Here is a 15033-nt window from a genome sequence, read left to right as displayed (position 1 = left end):
CAACGTGCACCGATGTGAGGAGGGCGTGAGCGGGGTCACTTCTTGGAGTTGATGACCGCCTCCATCACGCTCTTCGCGATCGGCGCCGCGAGGCCGCCGCCGGAGATGTCGTCGCGGTTGGCCTTGCTGTCCTCGATGACCACGGCCACGGCGACCGGCGCGCTGCCGTCGGGGAGCTTGGCGTAGGAGATGAACCAGGCGTACGGGTTCTCGCTGTTCTCGACGCCGTGCTGGGCGGTACCGGTCTTTCCGCCCACCGTGACGCCGTTGATCTGCGCATTGGTGCCGGTACCTTCCTTGACCACCGTCTCCATCATCGACTGCAGGATCTGCGCGTTCTTCGACGACAGGGGCTGGCTGAGCTCCTGCGGGTCGGTCTGCGCGATGGTGTCGAGGTTGGAGGACTGCAGCTTGTCGACCATGTACGGCTTCATCAGCTTGCCGTCGTTGGCGACCGCGGAGGCGACCATGGCCATCTGCAGCGGGGTCGCGGCGGTGTTGAACTGGCCGATGGAGGACAGCGCGGTCTGCGAGGAGTTCATGTTGTCGGAGAAGACCGAGGCCGCCGAGCGGACCGGCGTGAACTGCTCCGCGTCGAAGCCGAACTTCTTCGCCTCTTCGAGCATCTTCTCGTTGCCGAGGTCGGCGCCGATCTTGCCGAAGACGGTGTTGCAGGACACGCGGAGCGCGGTGCGCATGGTCGCGTTCTTGCAGGGGATGTTCCCCTCGTTCTTCAGCTCGGTCGTGGTGCCCTTCATGATGTAGGGCAGCGGCGAGTCGGTGTTCTGGTCGGCGGAGGTGTACAGCCCGTTCTCCAGCGCGGCCGCGGCGGTGACCACCTTGAAGGTGGAGCCCGGCGGGTAGGTCTCGCGCAGCGCCCGGTTCAGCATCGGGTCGTTCTTGTTGTTCTTCTTCAGCAGCGAGTTCCAGGCCTTGGTGTCCGTCGACGTGGAGTTGCCGGCGAAGCTCGAGGGGTCGTACGAGGGGTACGAGGCCAGCGCCAGGATCTTGCCGGTGGACGGGTCGAGTGCGGCGACCGCGCCCTTGCCGCCCTGGGCCTTCAGACCGTCGTACGCGGCCTTCTGGGCGGCCGCGTTGAGGGTGGTGACGACGTTGCCGCCCTGCCGCTGCTTGCCCGTGATCATGTCGAGCGTGTTGCGGAAGAAGAGCCGGTCGTCGTTGCCGGTGAGGATGCCGTCCTCGATGCTCTCCAACTGGGTGGCGCCGAAGGCCTGCGAGGCGAACCCGGTGACCGGCGCCCACATGGGGCCGTTCTTGTAGGTGCGTTTGTACTTCAGGTCGTTCAGGCCGCTCTTGCTCGTCGTGGTGGACCCGGTGATGGGATCGCCGTCGACGATGATGTCGCCGCGCGGGGTCGAGTAGCGGGCGATGGTGACACGGCGGTTCAACGTGTCGTTCCTCAGGCTGTCGGCCTTGACGTACTGCAGCCAGTTGTCCCGGACGAGCAGGGCGAGGACGAGAAGACCGCAGAAGATCGCGATCCGGCGCAGGGGCTTGTTCATGACGGGCGGACCACCTGGGTCATCTCGGCGTCAGGGTTGCTGGCGGGGGCGGGCGCCGGACGGCGGGCGGTGTCGCTGATGCGGATCAGGATGCCGATGAGGGCCCAGTTGGCGATGACGGAGGAACCGCCGTACGCCAGGAAGGGCATCGTCATACCGGTCAGCGGGATGAGGCCCATGACGCCGCCCGCGACGACGAAGACCTGGAGAGCGAAGGCGCCCGAGAGGCCGACGGCGAGCAGCTTGCCGAAGGGGTCGCGGGCGGCGAGGGCGGTGCGGATACCGCGCTCCACGATCAGGCCGTAGATCAGCAGGATCGCCATCAGGCCGGCCAGGCCCAGCTCCTCGCCGAAGGTGGCGAGGATGAAGTCGGAGTTGGCCGCGAAGCGGATGAGGTCGGAGTGGCCCTGGCCCCAGCCGGTGCCGAGGGTGCCGCCGGAGCCGAAGGCCCACAGGGCCTGCATGGCCTGTTCGGAGTGGAGGATGCCGTCGTGGCTGCCGGACTGGCTGAGCTTGTACTCGTGCAGTGGGTTGAGCCAGGCCTGGACGCGTGTCTGGATGTGCGGCTCGAAGCTGGCCACGCCGACGGCACCGGCCGCGGACATCAGCAGACCGAAGACGATCCAGCTGGTGCGCTCGGTGGCGACGTACAGCATGATGACGAACATTCCGAAGAACAGCAGCGACGTACCGAGGTCGGTCTCGAACACCAGGATGAGGATCGAGATCATCCAGACGACGACGATCGGACCGAGGTCGCGGCCTCGCGGCAGGTACAGGCCCATGAAGCGGCGGCTGGCGAGGGCGAGCGCGTCACGCTTCACCATCAGGTAGCCGGCGAAGAAGATCGCCAGCACGATCTTGGCGAACTCACCGGGCTGGATGGTGAAACTGCCGATCTGGATCCAGATCTTGGCGCCGTAGACGTTGGCGCCGAGGCCGGGGATCAAAGGGAGGAGCAACAGAACAATCGCGCCTGCCATGGAGATGTACGTGTACCGCTGCAGGGTGCGGTGGTCCTTCAGGAAGATCAGCGCGACGACGAACAGGGCGATGCCCAGCGCCGTGTAGATCAACTGGTTGGTCGCCTTGCCACCGGCGACATTGATGGACTGCAGCAGCTTGGACTGGTCGAGTCGCCAGATGGCGACGAGACCGAGGCCGTTGAGCAGTGTGGCCAGCGGCAGCAGCAGCGGGTCCGCGTACGGGGCGAACTTCCGCACCACGAGGTGGGCGACGCCGGCGAGCAGACCGAGGCCCAAGCCGTACCCGAGCAGGCCGGCCGGCACCTTGTCGTCGATGGCCAGGCCCACGTTGGCGTAGGCGAAGACCGGGATGACGACGGCGAACACCAGGAGCGCGAGCTCGGTGTTGCGTCTGCTGGGCGCTCCGATTGCGCCGATCGTGGACGTATGGTGCGTCGGTGTGTTGGTAGTACTGCTCATCGTGTGACGGGGCCTCTCACGGCTTGCCTACTGCTTACCGCACATCGAGACGACCTTCTGCTCTTCCTCCGAGAGGCTGGGGCCGGGGCTGGGAGTGGCGGTGGTCGCGGACGGGTTCGGGGTCGGGGAGGACTTCGGCTTCGTGGACGGACTCGGTGACGACGTGGCCTTGGACGTGAGCGAGGTGCTGGTGGTTCCCGTGGTGCCACCGGCCTGTCCCTGACCGGTCTTGGCGTTGTTCTTGCTCGCGGCCGCCTGCCGCTCGGCCTGCTTCTTGCACGCGGAGGCCTGTACGGCGAGCTCGTCGACCTTCTTCCGGGCGTCCGTCAGGCCGCCCTCGGCGATCGTGTTCTTGACCTGCTTCTGCTGGTACGGCGGCAGGTACTTGAGTTCGATCTCGGGGTGATCCTTCTCCACCTTGGACAGGGACACCCAGGCCAGGTCCTGGCTGATGCCCCGGTACAGCGCCACGTGCTCGCCGTTGGTGCCGACGTAGTACTGGGTCTGCGTCCAGCGGTAACCGCCGTACAGACCGCCGCCGATGACGGCGAGCGCGAGCACCGAGTAGAAGGATCTCTTCAGCCACTTGCGGCTTCTGCGCGGTTTGACGAAGTCGTCGTCGGTGTAGTCGCCGAAGCTGCCGGCCGGGATGTAGCCGGTGGTGTCGCCGGATCCGGGCGGCCCGAACTCGCCGCCTCCGCCCTGCCCGGGCACCTGGCGGCCGAGACCCGAGGCGCGCCCTGCGGGCGTCTGCATGATCCCGGGGTCGTGGTGCAGGTGGTTCTGGTTCTCGGCGACGGCGCCGACCACGACCGGGGTGTCGGAGAGCTGCCCGGCGAGGGTGTCCCCGGTGTCCAGGTCCAGGACGTCGGCGACGATCACGGTGATGTTGTCGGGGCCACCGCCGCGCAACGCCAGCTGGATGAGTTCCTGGACGGTCTCCTGGGGACCCTGGTAGCTGGCGAGGGTGTCCTCGAGGGTCTGGTGGGAGACCACGCCGGACAGGCCGTCGGAGCAGATCAGGTAGCGGTCACCGGCCCGGACCTCACGGATCGACAGGTCCGGCTCGACGTGCTCACCGCTGCCCAACGCCCGCATGAGCAGGGAGCGTTGGGGATGCGTGGTGGCCTCTTCCTCGGTGATGCGGCCCTCGTCGACCAGCCGCTGCACCCAGGTGTGGTCCTGTGTGATCTGGGTCAGGACGCCGTCGCGGAGCAGGTACGCGCGCGAGTCGCCGACGTGGACGAGACCGAGCCGCTGCCCGGTCCACAGCAGGGCGGTGAGCGTCGTGCCCATGCCCTCCAGCTGCGGGTCCTCCTCGACCATCGCGCGCAGCTGGTCGTTGGCACGCTGTACGGCGGCGCCGAGGGAGGTGAGGATGTCGGAGCCCGGCACGTCGTCGTCGAGGGCGACGATGGTGGAGATGGCCTCGGAGGAGGCGACCTCGCCGGCGGCGGCGCCGCCCATGCCGTCGGCGATCGCGAGCAGGCGCGGGCCGGCGTATCCGGAGTCCTCGTTGCCCTCCCGGATCATGCCTTTGTGCGATCCGGCGGCGAAGCGCAGTGACAGACTCATGCGCACCTCGCCCGTCGGCTCCGGGTACATCCGCACGGTGCCCACCCTCCGGTCGGGAGCGCGCCGGGGCCCGTGGTGGGGGCCGCCGCTGCGTGCTCGCTCCGCTCGCTCATTGTCGTACTACTTCCGCAGCTCGATGACTGTCTTGCCGATGCGGATCGGCGCGCCCAGCGGAATCGGCGTGGGGGTCGTCAGCCGGCTCCGGTCGAGGTACGTGCCGTTGGTGGAGCCGAGGTCCTCGACGATCCAGTTGCCGTCGCGGTCCGGGTAGATCCTGGCATGGCGGCTGGAGGCGTAGTCGTCGTCCAGCACGATCGTGCTGTCGTGCGCCCGGCCCAGGGTGATGGTCTGGCCCTGCAGGGCGACCGTGGTGCCGGTGAGGGTGCCCTCGCTCACCACGAGCTTGGTGGGCGCGTTGCGGCGCTGGCGGCCGCCGGACTGCTGGCGCTGCTGCGGAGGAGCCGCCTGCTGGCGGGCGGCTTGCTGCTGCTGCCGCCCGGCCTCTCGCCTGGACCCGCGCTGGGTGACGCGCGTACCGAACAGGTCGCTGCGGATGACCTGCACGGCCACGATCACGAACAGCCACAGTACGGCCAGGAAACCCAGCCGCATGACCGTGAGGGTCAGCTCTGACATTGCCCCCGCTTCACCCTTCGGCTTGCCGGTAAATGATGGTGGTGCTGCCCACGACGATCCGCGAGCCGTCGCGGAGCGTAGCGCGGGTGGTGTGCTGCCCGTCCACCACGATGCCGTTGGTGGACCCGAGATCCTGGATCGTCGAGGGCGTTCCGGTCCGGATCTCACAGTGCCGGCGGGAGACGCCGGGGTCGTCGATCCGCACGTCGGCTTCGGTGCTGCGGCCCAGCACCAGCGTCGGGCGGGAGATCTGATGGCGTGCGCCGTTGATCTCGATCCAGTAGCGGGTACGGCCGCCGGCCGCCGGGGCGGTCGCGGGCCGCTGGAGATAGGGAGCGCTGCCGCGGGCGCCGGGCGGCGGTGCGGCGGGCATCGGCGGGGCGCCCGCGGGGGCGGCGGCCGGCGGGTAGCCGTAACCGCCGGGGCGGCCCGCGGCCGGGGCCGCCGGAGCGGGGCCGGCGGGCGGCTGCTGGCTGGTGGAGGACGCGAGCGTACGGCTGCGCACCCGGTACAGACCGGTGTCGAGGTCGTCCGCCTTCTCCAGGTGGACCTTGATGGGGCCCATGAAGGTGTAGCGCTGCTGCTTGGCGTAGTCGCGCACCATGCCGGCGAGCTCGTCGCCGAGCTGGCCGGAGTAGGGGCTGAGCCGCTCGAAGTCCGGCGTGCTCAGCTCCACGATGAAGTCGTTGGGGACGACCGTCCGGTCGCGGTTCCAGATGGTCGCGTTGTTGTCGCACTCGCGCTGGAGCGCGCCGGCGATCTCCACGGGCTGGACCTCGGACTTGAACACCTTGGCGAAGGTGCCGTTGACCAGACCTTCGAGACGCTGCTCGAACTTCTTCAGGACTCCCATGGGGCACCTCCTCCGATGTCGCTGTCGTCCTGCTTCCCGCCTGGCGGGTACTGCCTTACCTTGTGCTGCCTTACCTGGTACTGCTTACTGATCGTATCCACGCGCCGGTGAATCGGCTGGTTCCCCCCGCGAGCCCCGCCGACGGGTGTCGCACCCGCCCGGTTCCCTCCGGAGGTTCCCTCCGAGGCTCCCCTTCGAACTCCTCCCGCGAACTCGTTCTGGCATGGATCGTAGAGGCGACCGCAGACCAGTGTCCCGCACCTGACTGTGGACCCGGCCCGGCTCCCGGGGAGACGGGCCGTACCGGTACGAGGTTGATACGAGAACCGGCACTCCCTGATACGGAGTGAAGGACTCCGAACGTGGGCCGGTCGCCGGCCGGGATCGGGAGACCTCCCTGGTCGGCGGCTGCCCCCTGGAAAGCGATGTGAACCCACCCCTGCCAGCGTGCTAATGTTCTGGGTGTCGGAAGGCGCCAGCCCACAAGGGCGAGGAGCCGGAGGACACACCCAATGCGCGGGTGGCGGAATAGGCAGACGCGCTGGATTCAGGTTCCAGTGCCCGCAAGGGCGTGGGGGTTCAACTCCCCCCTCGCGCACCAGCCGAAGGCCCTCAGGTCCCAGACCTGGGGGCCTTCGCGTTGTTCGGATCGGTGTGAGGCGTATTACCTGGTGAGGACAATCACACGGGTCGGTCGGGCCGTCGCCGGGCGGGGTTTTCCACAGGTTCGGAGTTGTCCACAGGGTCTGACGCGTTCTCGTCGGCGGCTGTACGGTCGGCACGAGTTGATGTTCGTCTTGATGTTCGTCTTGGTATGCGTCTTGAGGTTCGTCTGATGTCCGTCGGCGCCCGGTGGTGGGCGTGCGTCGTGCGAGTGCGGGGGAGGCGGTCGGTGTGACCGAAAGCGGAGCGGTGCCAGCGGCGGAGGCGACAGCGGCGTCGGCGACCGTGGCGTCTGCGACGGCGGCGTCGGGTGCGCGGCGGTTGCCGCGGGTGCGCGGATTCGCCGAGTGGCCGGTGGAGGGATCGCCCAAGGAGGAGGGCAAGGCGCTGCGCAGGCTGGTCCCGCGCCGGGCGCACGCCGAGCTCGACCTCGACGCGGGGCGGCCCGCCGCGGTCGCCGCGGTGGAAGAGTCCAACCTCGGCCGCATCCCCGAGCTCACCCCGATAAGGGCGGGCCGGATGGCGGCAACCCCCTTCGCCTTCCTGCGCGGCTCGGCGGGCCTGATGGCGTACGACCTCGCACGCACGCCCATGACCAGGATCCGGGCCCAGATCTGCGGGGACGCCCACGCCGCCAACTTCGGTCTGTACGGTGACGCGCGCGGCGACCTCGTGATCGACCTGAACGACTTCGACGAGACGGTGTACGGCCCCTGGGAGTGGGACCTGAAGCGGCTCGCCGCATCCCTGGTGCTCGCGGGCCGGGAGGCCGGCGCCGACGAGACCCAGTGCCGCAAGGCGGCCTACGACGCGACCGGCGCCTACCGCCGCACCATGCGGCTGCTGGCCAAGCTGCCGGTGCTGGACGCGTGGAACGCGATCGCGGACGAGGAACTGGTCTCGCACACCGACGCCCATGATCTGCTCGGCACGCTGGAGCGGGTCTCCGAGAAGGCGCGGGCCAACACCAGTGGGCGGTTCGCGGCGAAGGCGACGCAGCAGCACGAGGACGGCGGACGCCGGTTCGTGGACGCGGCGCCGGTGCTGCGGCGGGTGGGGGACGAGGAGGCGGCCGCCGTCGCCGCGTCCCTGGAGAGTTACGTGGACACGCTGTCCGAGGACCGCCTCCCGCTCCTCGCCCGGCACGCGGTGCACGACGTGGCCTTCCGGGTCGTCGGCACGGGAAGCGTGGGCACCCGGTCCTACGTCGTGCTCCTGCTGGACCACCGGGGTGAGCCGCTGGTGCTGCAGGTCAAGGAGGCCCGACCCTCGGCGCTGGTGCCGCATCTGGTGACCGCCGGTTTCGAGGCGCCGGTCGTCGAGCACGAGGGGCGCCGCGTGGTGCTCGGCCAGAAGCGGATGCAGGTCGTCAGCGACATCCTGCTGGGCTGGACCTCGGTGGACGGGCGGCCCTACCAGGTACGGCAGTTCCGCAACCGCAAGGGGAGTGTCGACCCCGCCGCACTGGCCGCCGACCAGATCGACGACTACGGCCGGATGACCGGCGCCCTGCTGGCCCGCGCCCACTCCCACAGCGCCGACCCGCGCCTGGTCGCCGGCTACTGCGGCAAGAATGAGGAACTGGACGAGGCGATCGCCGACTTCGCCGTCGCCTACGCCGACCGCACGGAGTCCGACCACGCCGATTTCGTGACGGCGGTACGGGCGGGGAGGCTGGCGGCGGAGATGGGGGTGTGAGGGTGTGATGTCCGCGGTGTGTGGGGGGCGTCATACCCAGCGGGGTGCGTGAGGCTGTGATGTCCGGCGGGGTGGCGGCCGCGTGAGCGGTGGCGGGATGCGTTCGCGTGAGCGGTGCCCGTGAGGTGCTCCGCTCCGGTCGTACTGGCATCCCCCGCGGCGTCGCGGTCGCAGGGCAGGCCGTGCAGCTCCCGGCGTGGCCTACGCTGGTCGGGTGACGAGCCCGGAAGCTGAGCAGGATGGGGTCGCCGGTGAGACGCCATCGACGCCCGAGGACGGTGCGCCGCGCCCCGAGGAGCGGCTGGAGCGGGCCGTGCGGGCCGCCGAGCAGGCGCTGATCGAGTACGAGATCGCGGTCGAGACCTTCCGTATCGAGGTCGAGAACTTCTCCCGGCTGCACCACCAGAAGCTCGGCCCGATGTACGCCCGTCTCGACGAGCTGGACGCGCAGATAGCCGAGGCCAGGGCCGCCCGCACCGGCGACCCCGAGGACCGTCGCAAGGCGGACGAGGCGCGGGCCCGGGTGCTGCCGATGCCGGCCGTGGAGGAACTGTTCCACGGCTGGATGGACGGCGACGGCCTGTTCCCGGAGGCCGCGGCGATGCTCACCGAGCAGCCCGTACGCCCTCCGCAGCGGGTGCGCCCCAGCGCCGAGGCCCGCAAGCTCTACCGCGAACTCGCCCGCAAGGCCCACCCCGACCTGGCCCAGGACGACGCCGAGCGGGAGCGCCGTGAGGAGTTCATCACCCGGGTCAACGGCGCCTACGCCCGCGGCGACGAGGCCCTGCTGCGTGAACTGGCGGAGGAGTGGGCCAAGGGACCGGCGCCGGTGGAGCGCGGCCCGAGCCGCAGCGAGGAGCTGTACGCCCGCCTCGAGTGGCTCGCCCAGCGGAAGGAGTTGCTGACGCTGGTGGCCAAGGAGCTGGAGGAGGGCGCGATCGGCTCGATGCTCCGGCTCGCTCCCGACGATCCGGACCGTCTCCTCGACGAGATCGCCGAACAGCTCCTGTCGGACGTCGCCCTGCGCGAACAGGAGCTGGCGACGCTGCTCGAGCAGTAGCCGGGCGAGGGCCTCGGGCGGTGTCCGGTAGCGTCGGGGTATGAGTTTCGGAGCTGGTGTGCCCACGGTCGGGGTCTCGGACCTCAAGGACAGCGACTTCCTGGTGGACGTCCGCGAGGACGACGAGTGGCAGGCGGGCCATGCCGAAGGCGCCCTGCACATCCCCATCAGCGAGTTCGTCGCCCGCTACGGCGAGCTGACGGAGGCCGCGCCGCAGGACGGCCGCGTGCATGTGATCTGCCGCTCGGGCGGCCGGTCGGCCCAGGTCACGATGTATCTGGTCCAGCAGGGCATCGACGCGGTGAACGTCGACGGCGGCATGCAGGTCTGGGCCGCCGCGGGCCGACCGGTGGTGACGGACGAGGGCCGACCCGGGTTCGTGCTCTAGGTCCAGGGGACCTGGGACCCGGGGACCAGCGGGTCCAGCAGGTTCGGCTACGCGGCCGTCAGCCCAGTGGGTGCGCCGCCAGCAGATCGCCCAGTGCCTCCTCGTGTGCCGCCGCCGGGCCGAGCGACAGTTCCAGGTGCTTGGCCCAGGCGTGGTACCGGTGGAGCGGGTACTCGACGTCCGCCCCGAACCCGCCGTGCAGATGCTGCGCGGTCTGAACGATCCGCCGCACCCCCTCCGACGCCCAGATCTTGGCGACGGCGACGTCACCGGAGGCGGGCAGCGCGCCGGACGCCCCGGAGGCCATCCGCCATGCGGCCTGCCAGAGCGTGGCCTCCATGGCGCGGAGGTCGATGTAGCGGTCGGCGGCCTGTACCGCCACCGCCTGGAAGGTGGCGATCGGATGCCCGAACTGCTCCCGCTTGCCGGCGTAGTCGCTGGTCATCTCCAGTACCCGCTCGCCCAGTCCGAGTGCGAGCGCACAGGTCCCGGTCGTCAGCAGCTCCCGCAGCCACTCCCAGGCCCCGTCCGCGTCGATCACGTCCCGGGCCGCGATCCTCACCGACTCCAGCCGCAGCTCGCCCAGCCGCTCCCCCGCGGTGGAGATCTGCTCACCGAGCACGACCCCTTCGTGGTCGCGGGACACCACGGCCAGCAGGGTCCGGTCCGCCGCCGTCCGCGCCGGTACGAGGACGAGGTCGGCGGTGTGCGCCCATGGCACCGCGGTCTGCACCCCGTCCAGCAGCCAGTCGTCGCCGTCCTGTCGGGCGGTGACGGCGAGTTCGGCTCCGTCGTGACCGGTGCGGCCGTTCGCAGCGACGGTCAGCACCAGCTCGCCCCGCCCCGCCCGCTCCAGCAGCGTCGCCTTCAACTCCGGTCCGCCGTAGGCCTGTACGGCGGCGGTGGCCGCGGCGCTCTCCAGCAACGGCACCCGCGCCAGCCCCTTCGCCGACTCCCGCAGCACCAGGCACAGCGCGATGGCGTCCAGCCCCGCCCCGCCGTACTCCGCGCCCAGCAGCAGACTCAGCAGGTCGGCCTCGGCAAGCCTGCCCCACAGCGGACGGTCGAAGTCCTCGGCGACGGCGCCCGCGACCAGCGAGGGAGAGGGCACCGTGTCCGGAGCGACCCCGGCGAACACCCCCCGTGCCGCCTCGGCCGCCGCCTGCTGCTCCTCGGTGAAGGTGAAGTCCACGGTCCTGTCCCTCCGGAGGGTCCGCTGATCTGACGGACCGTCAAGATAGAACAGGTTCTAGAAGAAGGGAACGGGCTGCCGACGGCCAATGCACGGGCAATGCACGGCCAATGCGGGGGCGGCGCTCCGCCGGTGTTCACCGGTCGGGGCTGCCGCTCCGCCGGTGTTACCGGTCGGAGCCGACGCTCCACACGTCATCATCGGTCGAAGTCCAGCTCCACCTTCTCCGTCACCGGATGCGACTGGCACGCCAGCACATATCCCGCCTCCGTCTCCTCCCGCTCCAGCGCGAAGTTGCGGTCCATGCGCACCTCGCCGGTGACCAGGAAGGCGCGGCACGTCCCGCACACCCCGCCCTTGCAGGCGTACGGGGCGTCGGGCCGGTTGCGCAGCACCGTGTCGAGCAGGGATTCACCGTCCTGCACGGGCCAGGTCCCGCCGCGCCCGTCGAGCCGGGCCGTGACCGTGCTGTGCGCGGGGGCGGCGCCGATGGTGGTGCCGGTGACCGGCTGGGCGCTGTCCACGTGGAAGATCTCCTCGTGGATACGGGCCCGGGGGACACCGAGGCCGCGCAGCGTCCGCTCCGCCTGCTGCACGAGTCCGTAGGGGCCGCACAGGAACCACCCCGCCACCCGGTCCACCGGCAGCAGCGCGGGCAGCAACGCGGTCAGCCGCTCCTGGTCCAGCCGCCCGGACGGCAGCCCCGCCTGCTGTTCCTCCCGGGACAGCACCGTGACCAGCTGAAACCGGCCCGGGTACCGGTCCTTGAGGTCGGCGACCTCCTCCAGGAACATCGTCGAGGCGGCCGTCCGGTCGCTGCGTATGAGGCAGAACCGCGCCTCCGGCTCGCGCGCGAGCAGGGTCGAGACGATCGACAGCACCGGGGTGATGCCGCTGCCACCGACGACGGCCGCGTACAGACCGGGCGCCGGGTCGAGGGTGAAGCGGCCGGCCGGGGTCATGACCTCCAGCTCGTCACCGACGTTGATCTCCTTGAGCGCGTACGTCGAGAAGGCCCCGCCCTCCACCAGCCGCACGCCGACCCGCAGGGTGCGCGGCCCGTCCGCGTCGGGTGCCGGGGAGCAGATCGAGTACGTACGGCGTATCTCGACCCCGTCGACCACGCGGCGCAGGGCGAGGTGCTGGCCGGCCGCGTGCCGGTACTCCTCGCGCAGCTCGGGCGGGACGGTCAGGGTGAGGGCCACGGAGTCGTCGGTGAGCCGGTCGACCGCCGCCACCGGGAGCGCGTGGAAGCGGGCCATCACAACTCCTTGAAGTGGTCGAAGGGTTCACGGCACGCGAGACAGCGGCGCAGTGCCTTGCACGCGGTGGAGGAGAAACGGCTCAGCAACTCGGTGTCGGGGGAGCCGCAGTGGGGGCAGCGGACGGGTTCGGGCCGGGGTGCGGGTTCGTCGGCGAGGGTGCGGGTCGGTCCCAAGCCGACGGTCACCGGCCCGGAGTCGCGTACCGAGCGCGGCGGCGCGATCCCGAACTCCCTGAGTTTGCGCCGTCCTTCGGCCGTGATGTCGTCCGTCGACCAGGCCGGCCGCAGCACCGTGCGGACCGCGACCTCACGCATGCCGTGGGCCCGCAGCACCCGCTCTATGTCCAGCGACATCGCCTCGATGGCCGGGCAGCCGGTGTACGTCGGGGTCAGCTCCACCTCGACCGAGTCCGCGCCGCGCACATGCACCGCCCGAACGACACCGAGCTCCTGGAGGGTGAGTACCGGCAGCTCCGGGTCGGGCACCGAGCCGGCGATCTCGAGGAGTTCGGCCTCCAGCGGGGTCGTCGTCACCATGACGCCCCCGGGTGGCTGCGGTGCAGATGCTGCATCTCGGCGAGCATCCGCCCGAACGGCTCGGTGTGCACGCCCTGACGGCCCGCGCCGGCCGACCAGGCGCCGGAGCGCGGCCCCTCCGGGAGGGGCAGGGTCGCCCGGCGCAGCACGGCCTCGACGGACTCCAGCCAGGCGGTGTCCATCCCGGCCCAGTCGACGTCCAGCCCCTCCACCGGCTGGAACATCTCGCCGGTGAGGCGCCACAGTGCCGTGCACGCCCGCACCATCCGCTCATGGCTGGCGTTCGTGCCGTCGCCGAGCCGGAGGGTCCACTGCTCCGCGTGGTCGCGGTGGTAGGCGACCTCCTTGACGGCCTTCGCGGCGAGACCGGCGAACGGGCCCTCACCGACGGCAAGTTCGGCGTACAGCAGGTGCTGGTAGGTGGAGAAGTACAGCTGGCGGACGATGGTGTGGGCGAAGTCGCCGTTGGGCTGTTCCACCAACTGCAGGTTGCGGAAGGCGCGTTCTTCGCGCAGATACGCCAGCTCGTCCTCGTCGCCCACCGTCGACAGCAGCACCCGGGCCTGCCCGAGCAGGTCCAGCGCGATGTTGGCGAGGGCGACCTCCTCCTCCAGGACCGGGGCGTGGCCGGCCCACTCGCCCAGGCGGTGCGAGAGCACCAGGGCGTCGTCGCCGAGAGCGAGGGCGGCAGCCGTGGGAACGGTCGTCGTCACAGGTGCTTCACCCCCTCCGGGATCTCGTAGAACGTCGGGTGCCGGTACGGCTTGTCGGCGGCCGGCTCGAAGAACGGGTCCTTCTCGTCCGGCGAGGACGCGGTGATCGCGGCCGAGGGCACGACCCAGATCGAGACGCCCTCGCCGCGCCGGGTGTACAGGTCGCGGGCGTTGCGCAGGGCGAACTCCGCGTCCGGCGCGTGCAGACTGCCGGCGTGGGTGTGGGACAGGCCCCGGCGCGAGCGCACGAAGACCTCCCACAGGGGCCAGTCGGTGTTGGTCATGCCTGCTCCGCTTTCGTGTCGTCGCTGTGCTTGGCCGCGTAGGCCGCGGCCGCCTCGCGCACCCAGGCGCCCTCTTCGTGGGCCTTTCTGCGCTGGGTGAGCCGCTGTTCGTTGCACGGTCCGTTGCCCTTGAGGACTTCCTTGAACTCCGTCCAGTCGATCGGGCCGAAGTCGTGGTGTCCCCGCTCCTCGTTCCACTTCAGGTCCGGGTCGGGCAGGGTCAGGCCCAGCGACTCGGCCTGGGGGACGCAGATGTCGACGAAGCGCTGGCGCAGGTCGTCGTTCGAGTGCCGCTTGATCTTCCACGTCATCGACTGAGCGGAGTGCGCCGACTCGTCGTCGGGCGGGCCGAACATCATCAGGGACGGCCACCACCAGCGGTCCACCGCGTCCTGGGCCATGGCGTGCTGTTCGGGGGTGCCGCGGCTGAGGGCGAGCAGCAGCTCGTAGCCCTGGCGCTGGTGGAAGGACTCCTCCTTGCAGATGCGGACCATGGCGCGCGCGTACGGTCCGTACGAGCAGCGGCACAGCGGGACCTGGTTGGTGATCGCCGCGCCGTCCACCAGCCAGCCGATGGCACCGACGTCCGCCCAGGTCAGCGTCGGGTAGTTGAAGATCGAGGAGTACTTCTGGCGGCCGGAGTGGAGCTTGTCCAACAACTCCTCGCGGCTGGTGCCCAGGGTCTCGGCCGCGCTGTAGAGGTAGAGCCCGTGGCCCGCCTCGTCCTGGACCTTGGCCATCAGGATGGCCTTGCGGCGCAGGGAGGGCGCGCGCGTGATCCAGTTGGCCTCCGGCTGCATGCCGATGATCTCGGAATGGGCGTGCTGGGCCATCTGCCGGACCAGCGTCGCGCGGTAGGCGTCGGGCATCCAGTCCCGCGGCTCGATGCGCTCGTCCGCGGCCACGGCGGCGTCGAAGGCACGCTCGTAGGCGGCGGTGCCCGCGTGTTCCTCCTCGGTGCCGTACGCCTTGTGCGCGGCTGCTGTGGCCATGCGGTCCCCCTCGACCTGGGTTCTGTCCGGAGTCGGCTCCCGACCGATCGTTCGGTTCGTGCGATTCCATGGTCGGTCGGGCGCCGTAAGGTGTCAACCGCTGTGGACAACCTGCGGCATGCCCTGTGGAAAACACGGATCCGGTCCGCGCCGCCGGGCCCGTCCGGCAAGGGGCGAGCCGGTCCGGTAGGGCGAGCCGGTCCGGTAGGG

General features: G+C 70.4%; 14 protein-coding genes and 1 tRNA gene. 4 read left to right on the top strand and 11 right to left on the bottom strand.

Annotated features, from left to right (window positions below):
* Positions 1-35 precede the first annotated feature (35 nt).
* The 5 genes from ACWCQ1_RS08175 to ACWCQ1_RS08155 form a co-directional block, all read right to left on the bottom strand.
* On the bottom strand, positions 36-1523 hold the full coding sequence (locus ACWCQ1_RS08175; protein WP_451026079.1) for a peptidoglycan D,D-transpeptidase FtsI family protein: 1488 nt from the start codon (positions 1521-1523) through the stop codon (positions 36-38).
* Positions 1520-2968, bottom strand: coding sequence for an FtsW/RodA/SpoVE family cell cycle protein (locus ACWCQ1_RS08170; RefSeq protein WP_451026078.1), 1449 nt, complete (start codon positions 2966-2968; stop codon positions 1520-1522). Before ACWCQ1_RS08170 ends, ACWCQ1_RS08175 begins: the two co-directional genes overlap by 4 nt.
* Before the next feature lie 27 nt (positions 2969-2995).
* Positions 2996-4573 carry a Stp1/IreP family PP2C-type Ser/Thr phosphatase gene (locus ACWCQ1_RS08165; RefSeq protein ID WP_207929976.1) on the bottom strand — a complete coding sequence of 526 codons (1578 nt, stop codon included), beginning with the start codon at positions 4571-4573 and terminating at the stop codon, positions 2996-2998.
* 90 nt (positions 4574-4663) lie between these two features.
* Positions 4664-5179, bottom strand: coding sequence for an FHA domain-containing protein FhaB/FipA (locus tag ACWCQ1_RS08160; protein WP_133048391.1), 516 nt, complete (start codon positions 5177-5179; stop codon positions 4664-4666).
* A 10-nt stretch (positions 5180-5189) separates the two neighbouring features.
* Positions 5190-6032 (bottom strand): FhaA domain-containing protein, encoded by an 843-nt coding sequence (locus ACWCQ1_RS08155; protein ID WP_133048392.1) that lies wholly within the window; start codon positions 6030-6032, stop codon positions 5190-5192.
* Positions 6033-6546: 514 nt separating this feature from the next.
* Between ACWCQ1_RS08155 and ACWCQ1_RS08150 the strand changes: the two genes are divergently transcribed.
* From ACWCQ1_RS08150 to ACWCQ1_RS08135, 4 genes are all read left to right on the top strand, one after another.
* Positions 6547-6633 (top strand) — tRNA-Leu (locus ACWCQ1_RS08150).
* Positions 6634-6980: 347 nt separating this feature from the next.
* Positions 6981-8393: a DUF2252 domain-containing protein gene (locus ACWCQ1_RS08145; protein ID WP_451026150.1), complete on the top strand. Its 1413-nt coding sequence runs from the start codon at positions 6981-6983 to the stop codon at positions 8391-8393.
* Between the two features lie 214 nt (positions 8394-8607).
* Complete coding sequence (locus tag ACWCQ1_RS08140) at positions 8608-9453, top strand: J domain-containing protein (protein ID WP_358597458.1); 846 nt, start codon at positions 8608-8610, stop codon at positions 9451-9453.
* Between the two features lie 58 nt (positions 9454-9511).
* Positions 9512-9841, top strand: a complete 330-nt coding sequence (locus ACWCQ1_RS08135) for a rhodanese-like domain-containing protein (RefSeq protein ID WP_208785366.1) — start codon at positions 9512-9514, stop codon at positions 9839-9841.
* Between the two features lie 58 nt (positions 9842-9899).
* Here ACWCQ1_RS08135 and ACWCQ1_RS08130 read toward each other — a convergent pair whose 3' ends face one another.
* From ACWCQ1_RS08130 to paaA, 6 genes are all read right to left on the bottom strand, one after another.
* The gene (locus ACWCQ1_RS08130; protein WP_451026077.1) at positions 9900-11033 is read right to left on the bottom strand and encodes an acyl-CoA dehydrogenase family protein; all 1134 of its coding nucleotides are present in this window, start codon (positions 11031-11033) and stop codon (positions 9900-9902) included.
* A 197-nt stretch (positions 11034-11230) separates the two neighbouring features.
* Entirely contained in the window at positions 11231-12295 is a 1065-nt protein-coding gene (locus tag ACWCQ1_RS08125) for a 2Fe-2S iron-sulfur cluster-binding protein (RefSeq protein WP_451026076.1), read from the bottom strand.
* The gene (paaD, locus tag ACWCQ1_RS08120) at positions 12295-12834 is read right to left on the bottom strand and encodes a 1,2-phenylacetyl-CoA epoxidase subunit PaaD (RefSeq protein ID WP_358597466.1); all 540 of its coding nucleotides are present in this window, start codon (positions 12832-12834) and stop codon (positions 12295-12297) included. Before paaD ends, ACWCQ1_RS08125 begins: the two co-directional genes overlap by 1 nt.
* Positions 12828-13547 carry a 1,2-phenylacetyl-CoA epoxidase subunit PaaC gene (gene paaC, locus ACWCQ1_RS08115; protein ID WP_451026075.1) on the bottom strand — a complete coding sequence of 240 codons (720 nt, stop codon included), beginning with the start codon at positions 13545-13547 and terminating at the stop codon, positions 12828-12830. Before paaC ends, paaD begins: the two co-directional genes overlap by 7 nt.
* Positions 13544-13831: a 1,2-phenylacetyl-CoA epoxidase subunit PaaB gene (gene paaB, locus ACWCQ1_RS08110; RefSeq protein WP_133043987.1), complete on the bottom strand. Its 288-nt coding sequence runs from the start codon at positions 13829-13831 to the stop codon at positions 13544-13546. Before paaB ends, paaC begins: the two co-directional genes overlap by 4 nt.
* Entirely contained in the window at positions 13828-14823 is a 996-nt protein-coding gene (paaA, locus tag ACWCQ1_RS08105) for a 1,2-phenylacetyl-CoA epoxidase subunit PaaA (protein ID WP_133043988.1), read from the bottom strand. The genes paaB and paaA overlap by 4 nt, the downstream gene beginning before the upstream one ends.
* Positions 14824-15033: the final 210 nt, after the last annotated feature.

Source organism: Streptomyces sp. NPDC002144 (assembly GCF_053593695.1).
The sequence above is the reverse complement of the archived record's forward strand: the minus strand, read 5'-3'. Positions and strand labels throughout refer to the sequence as shown.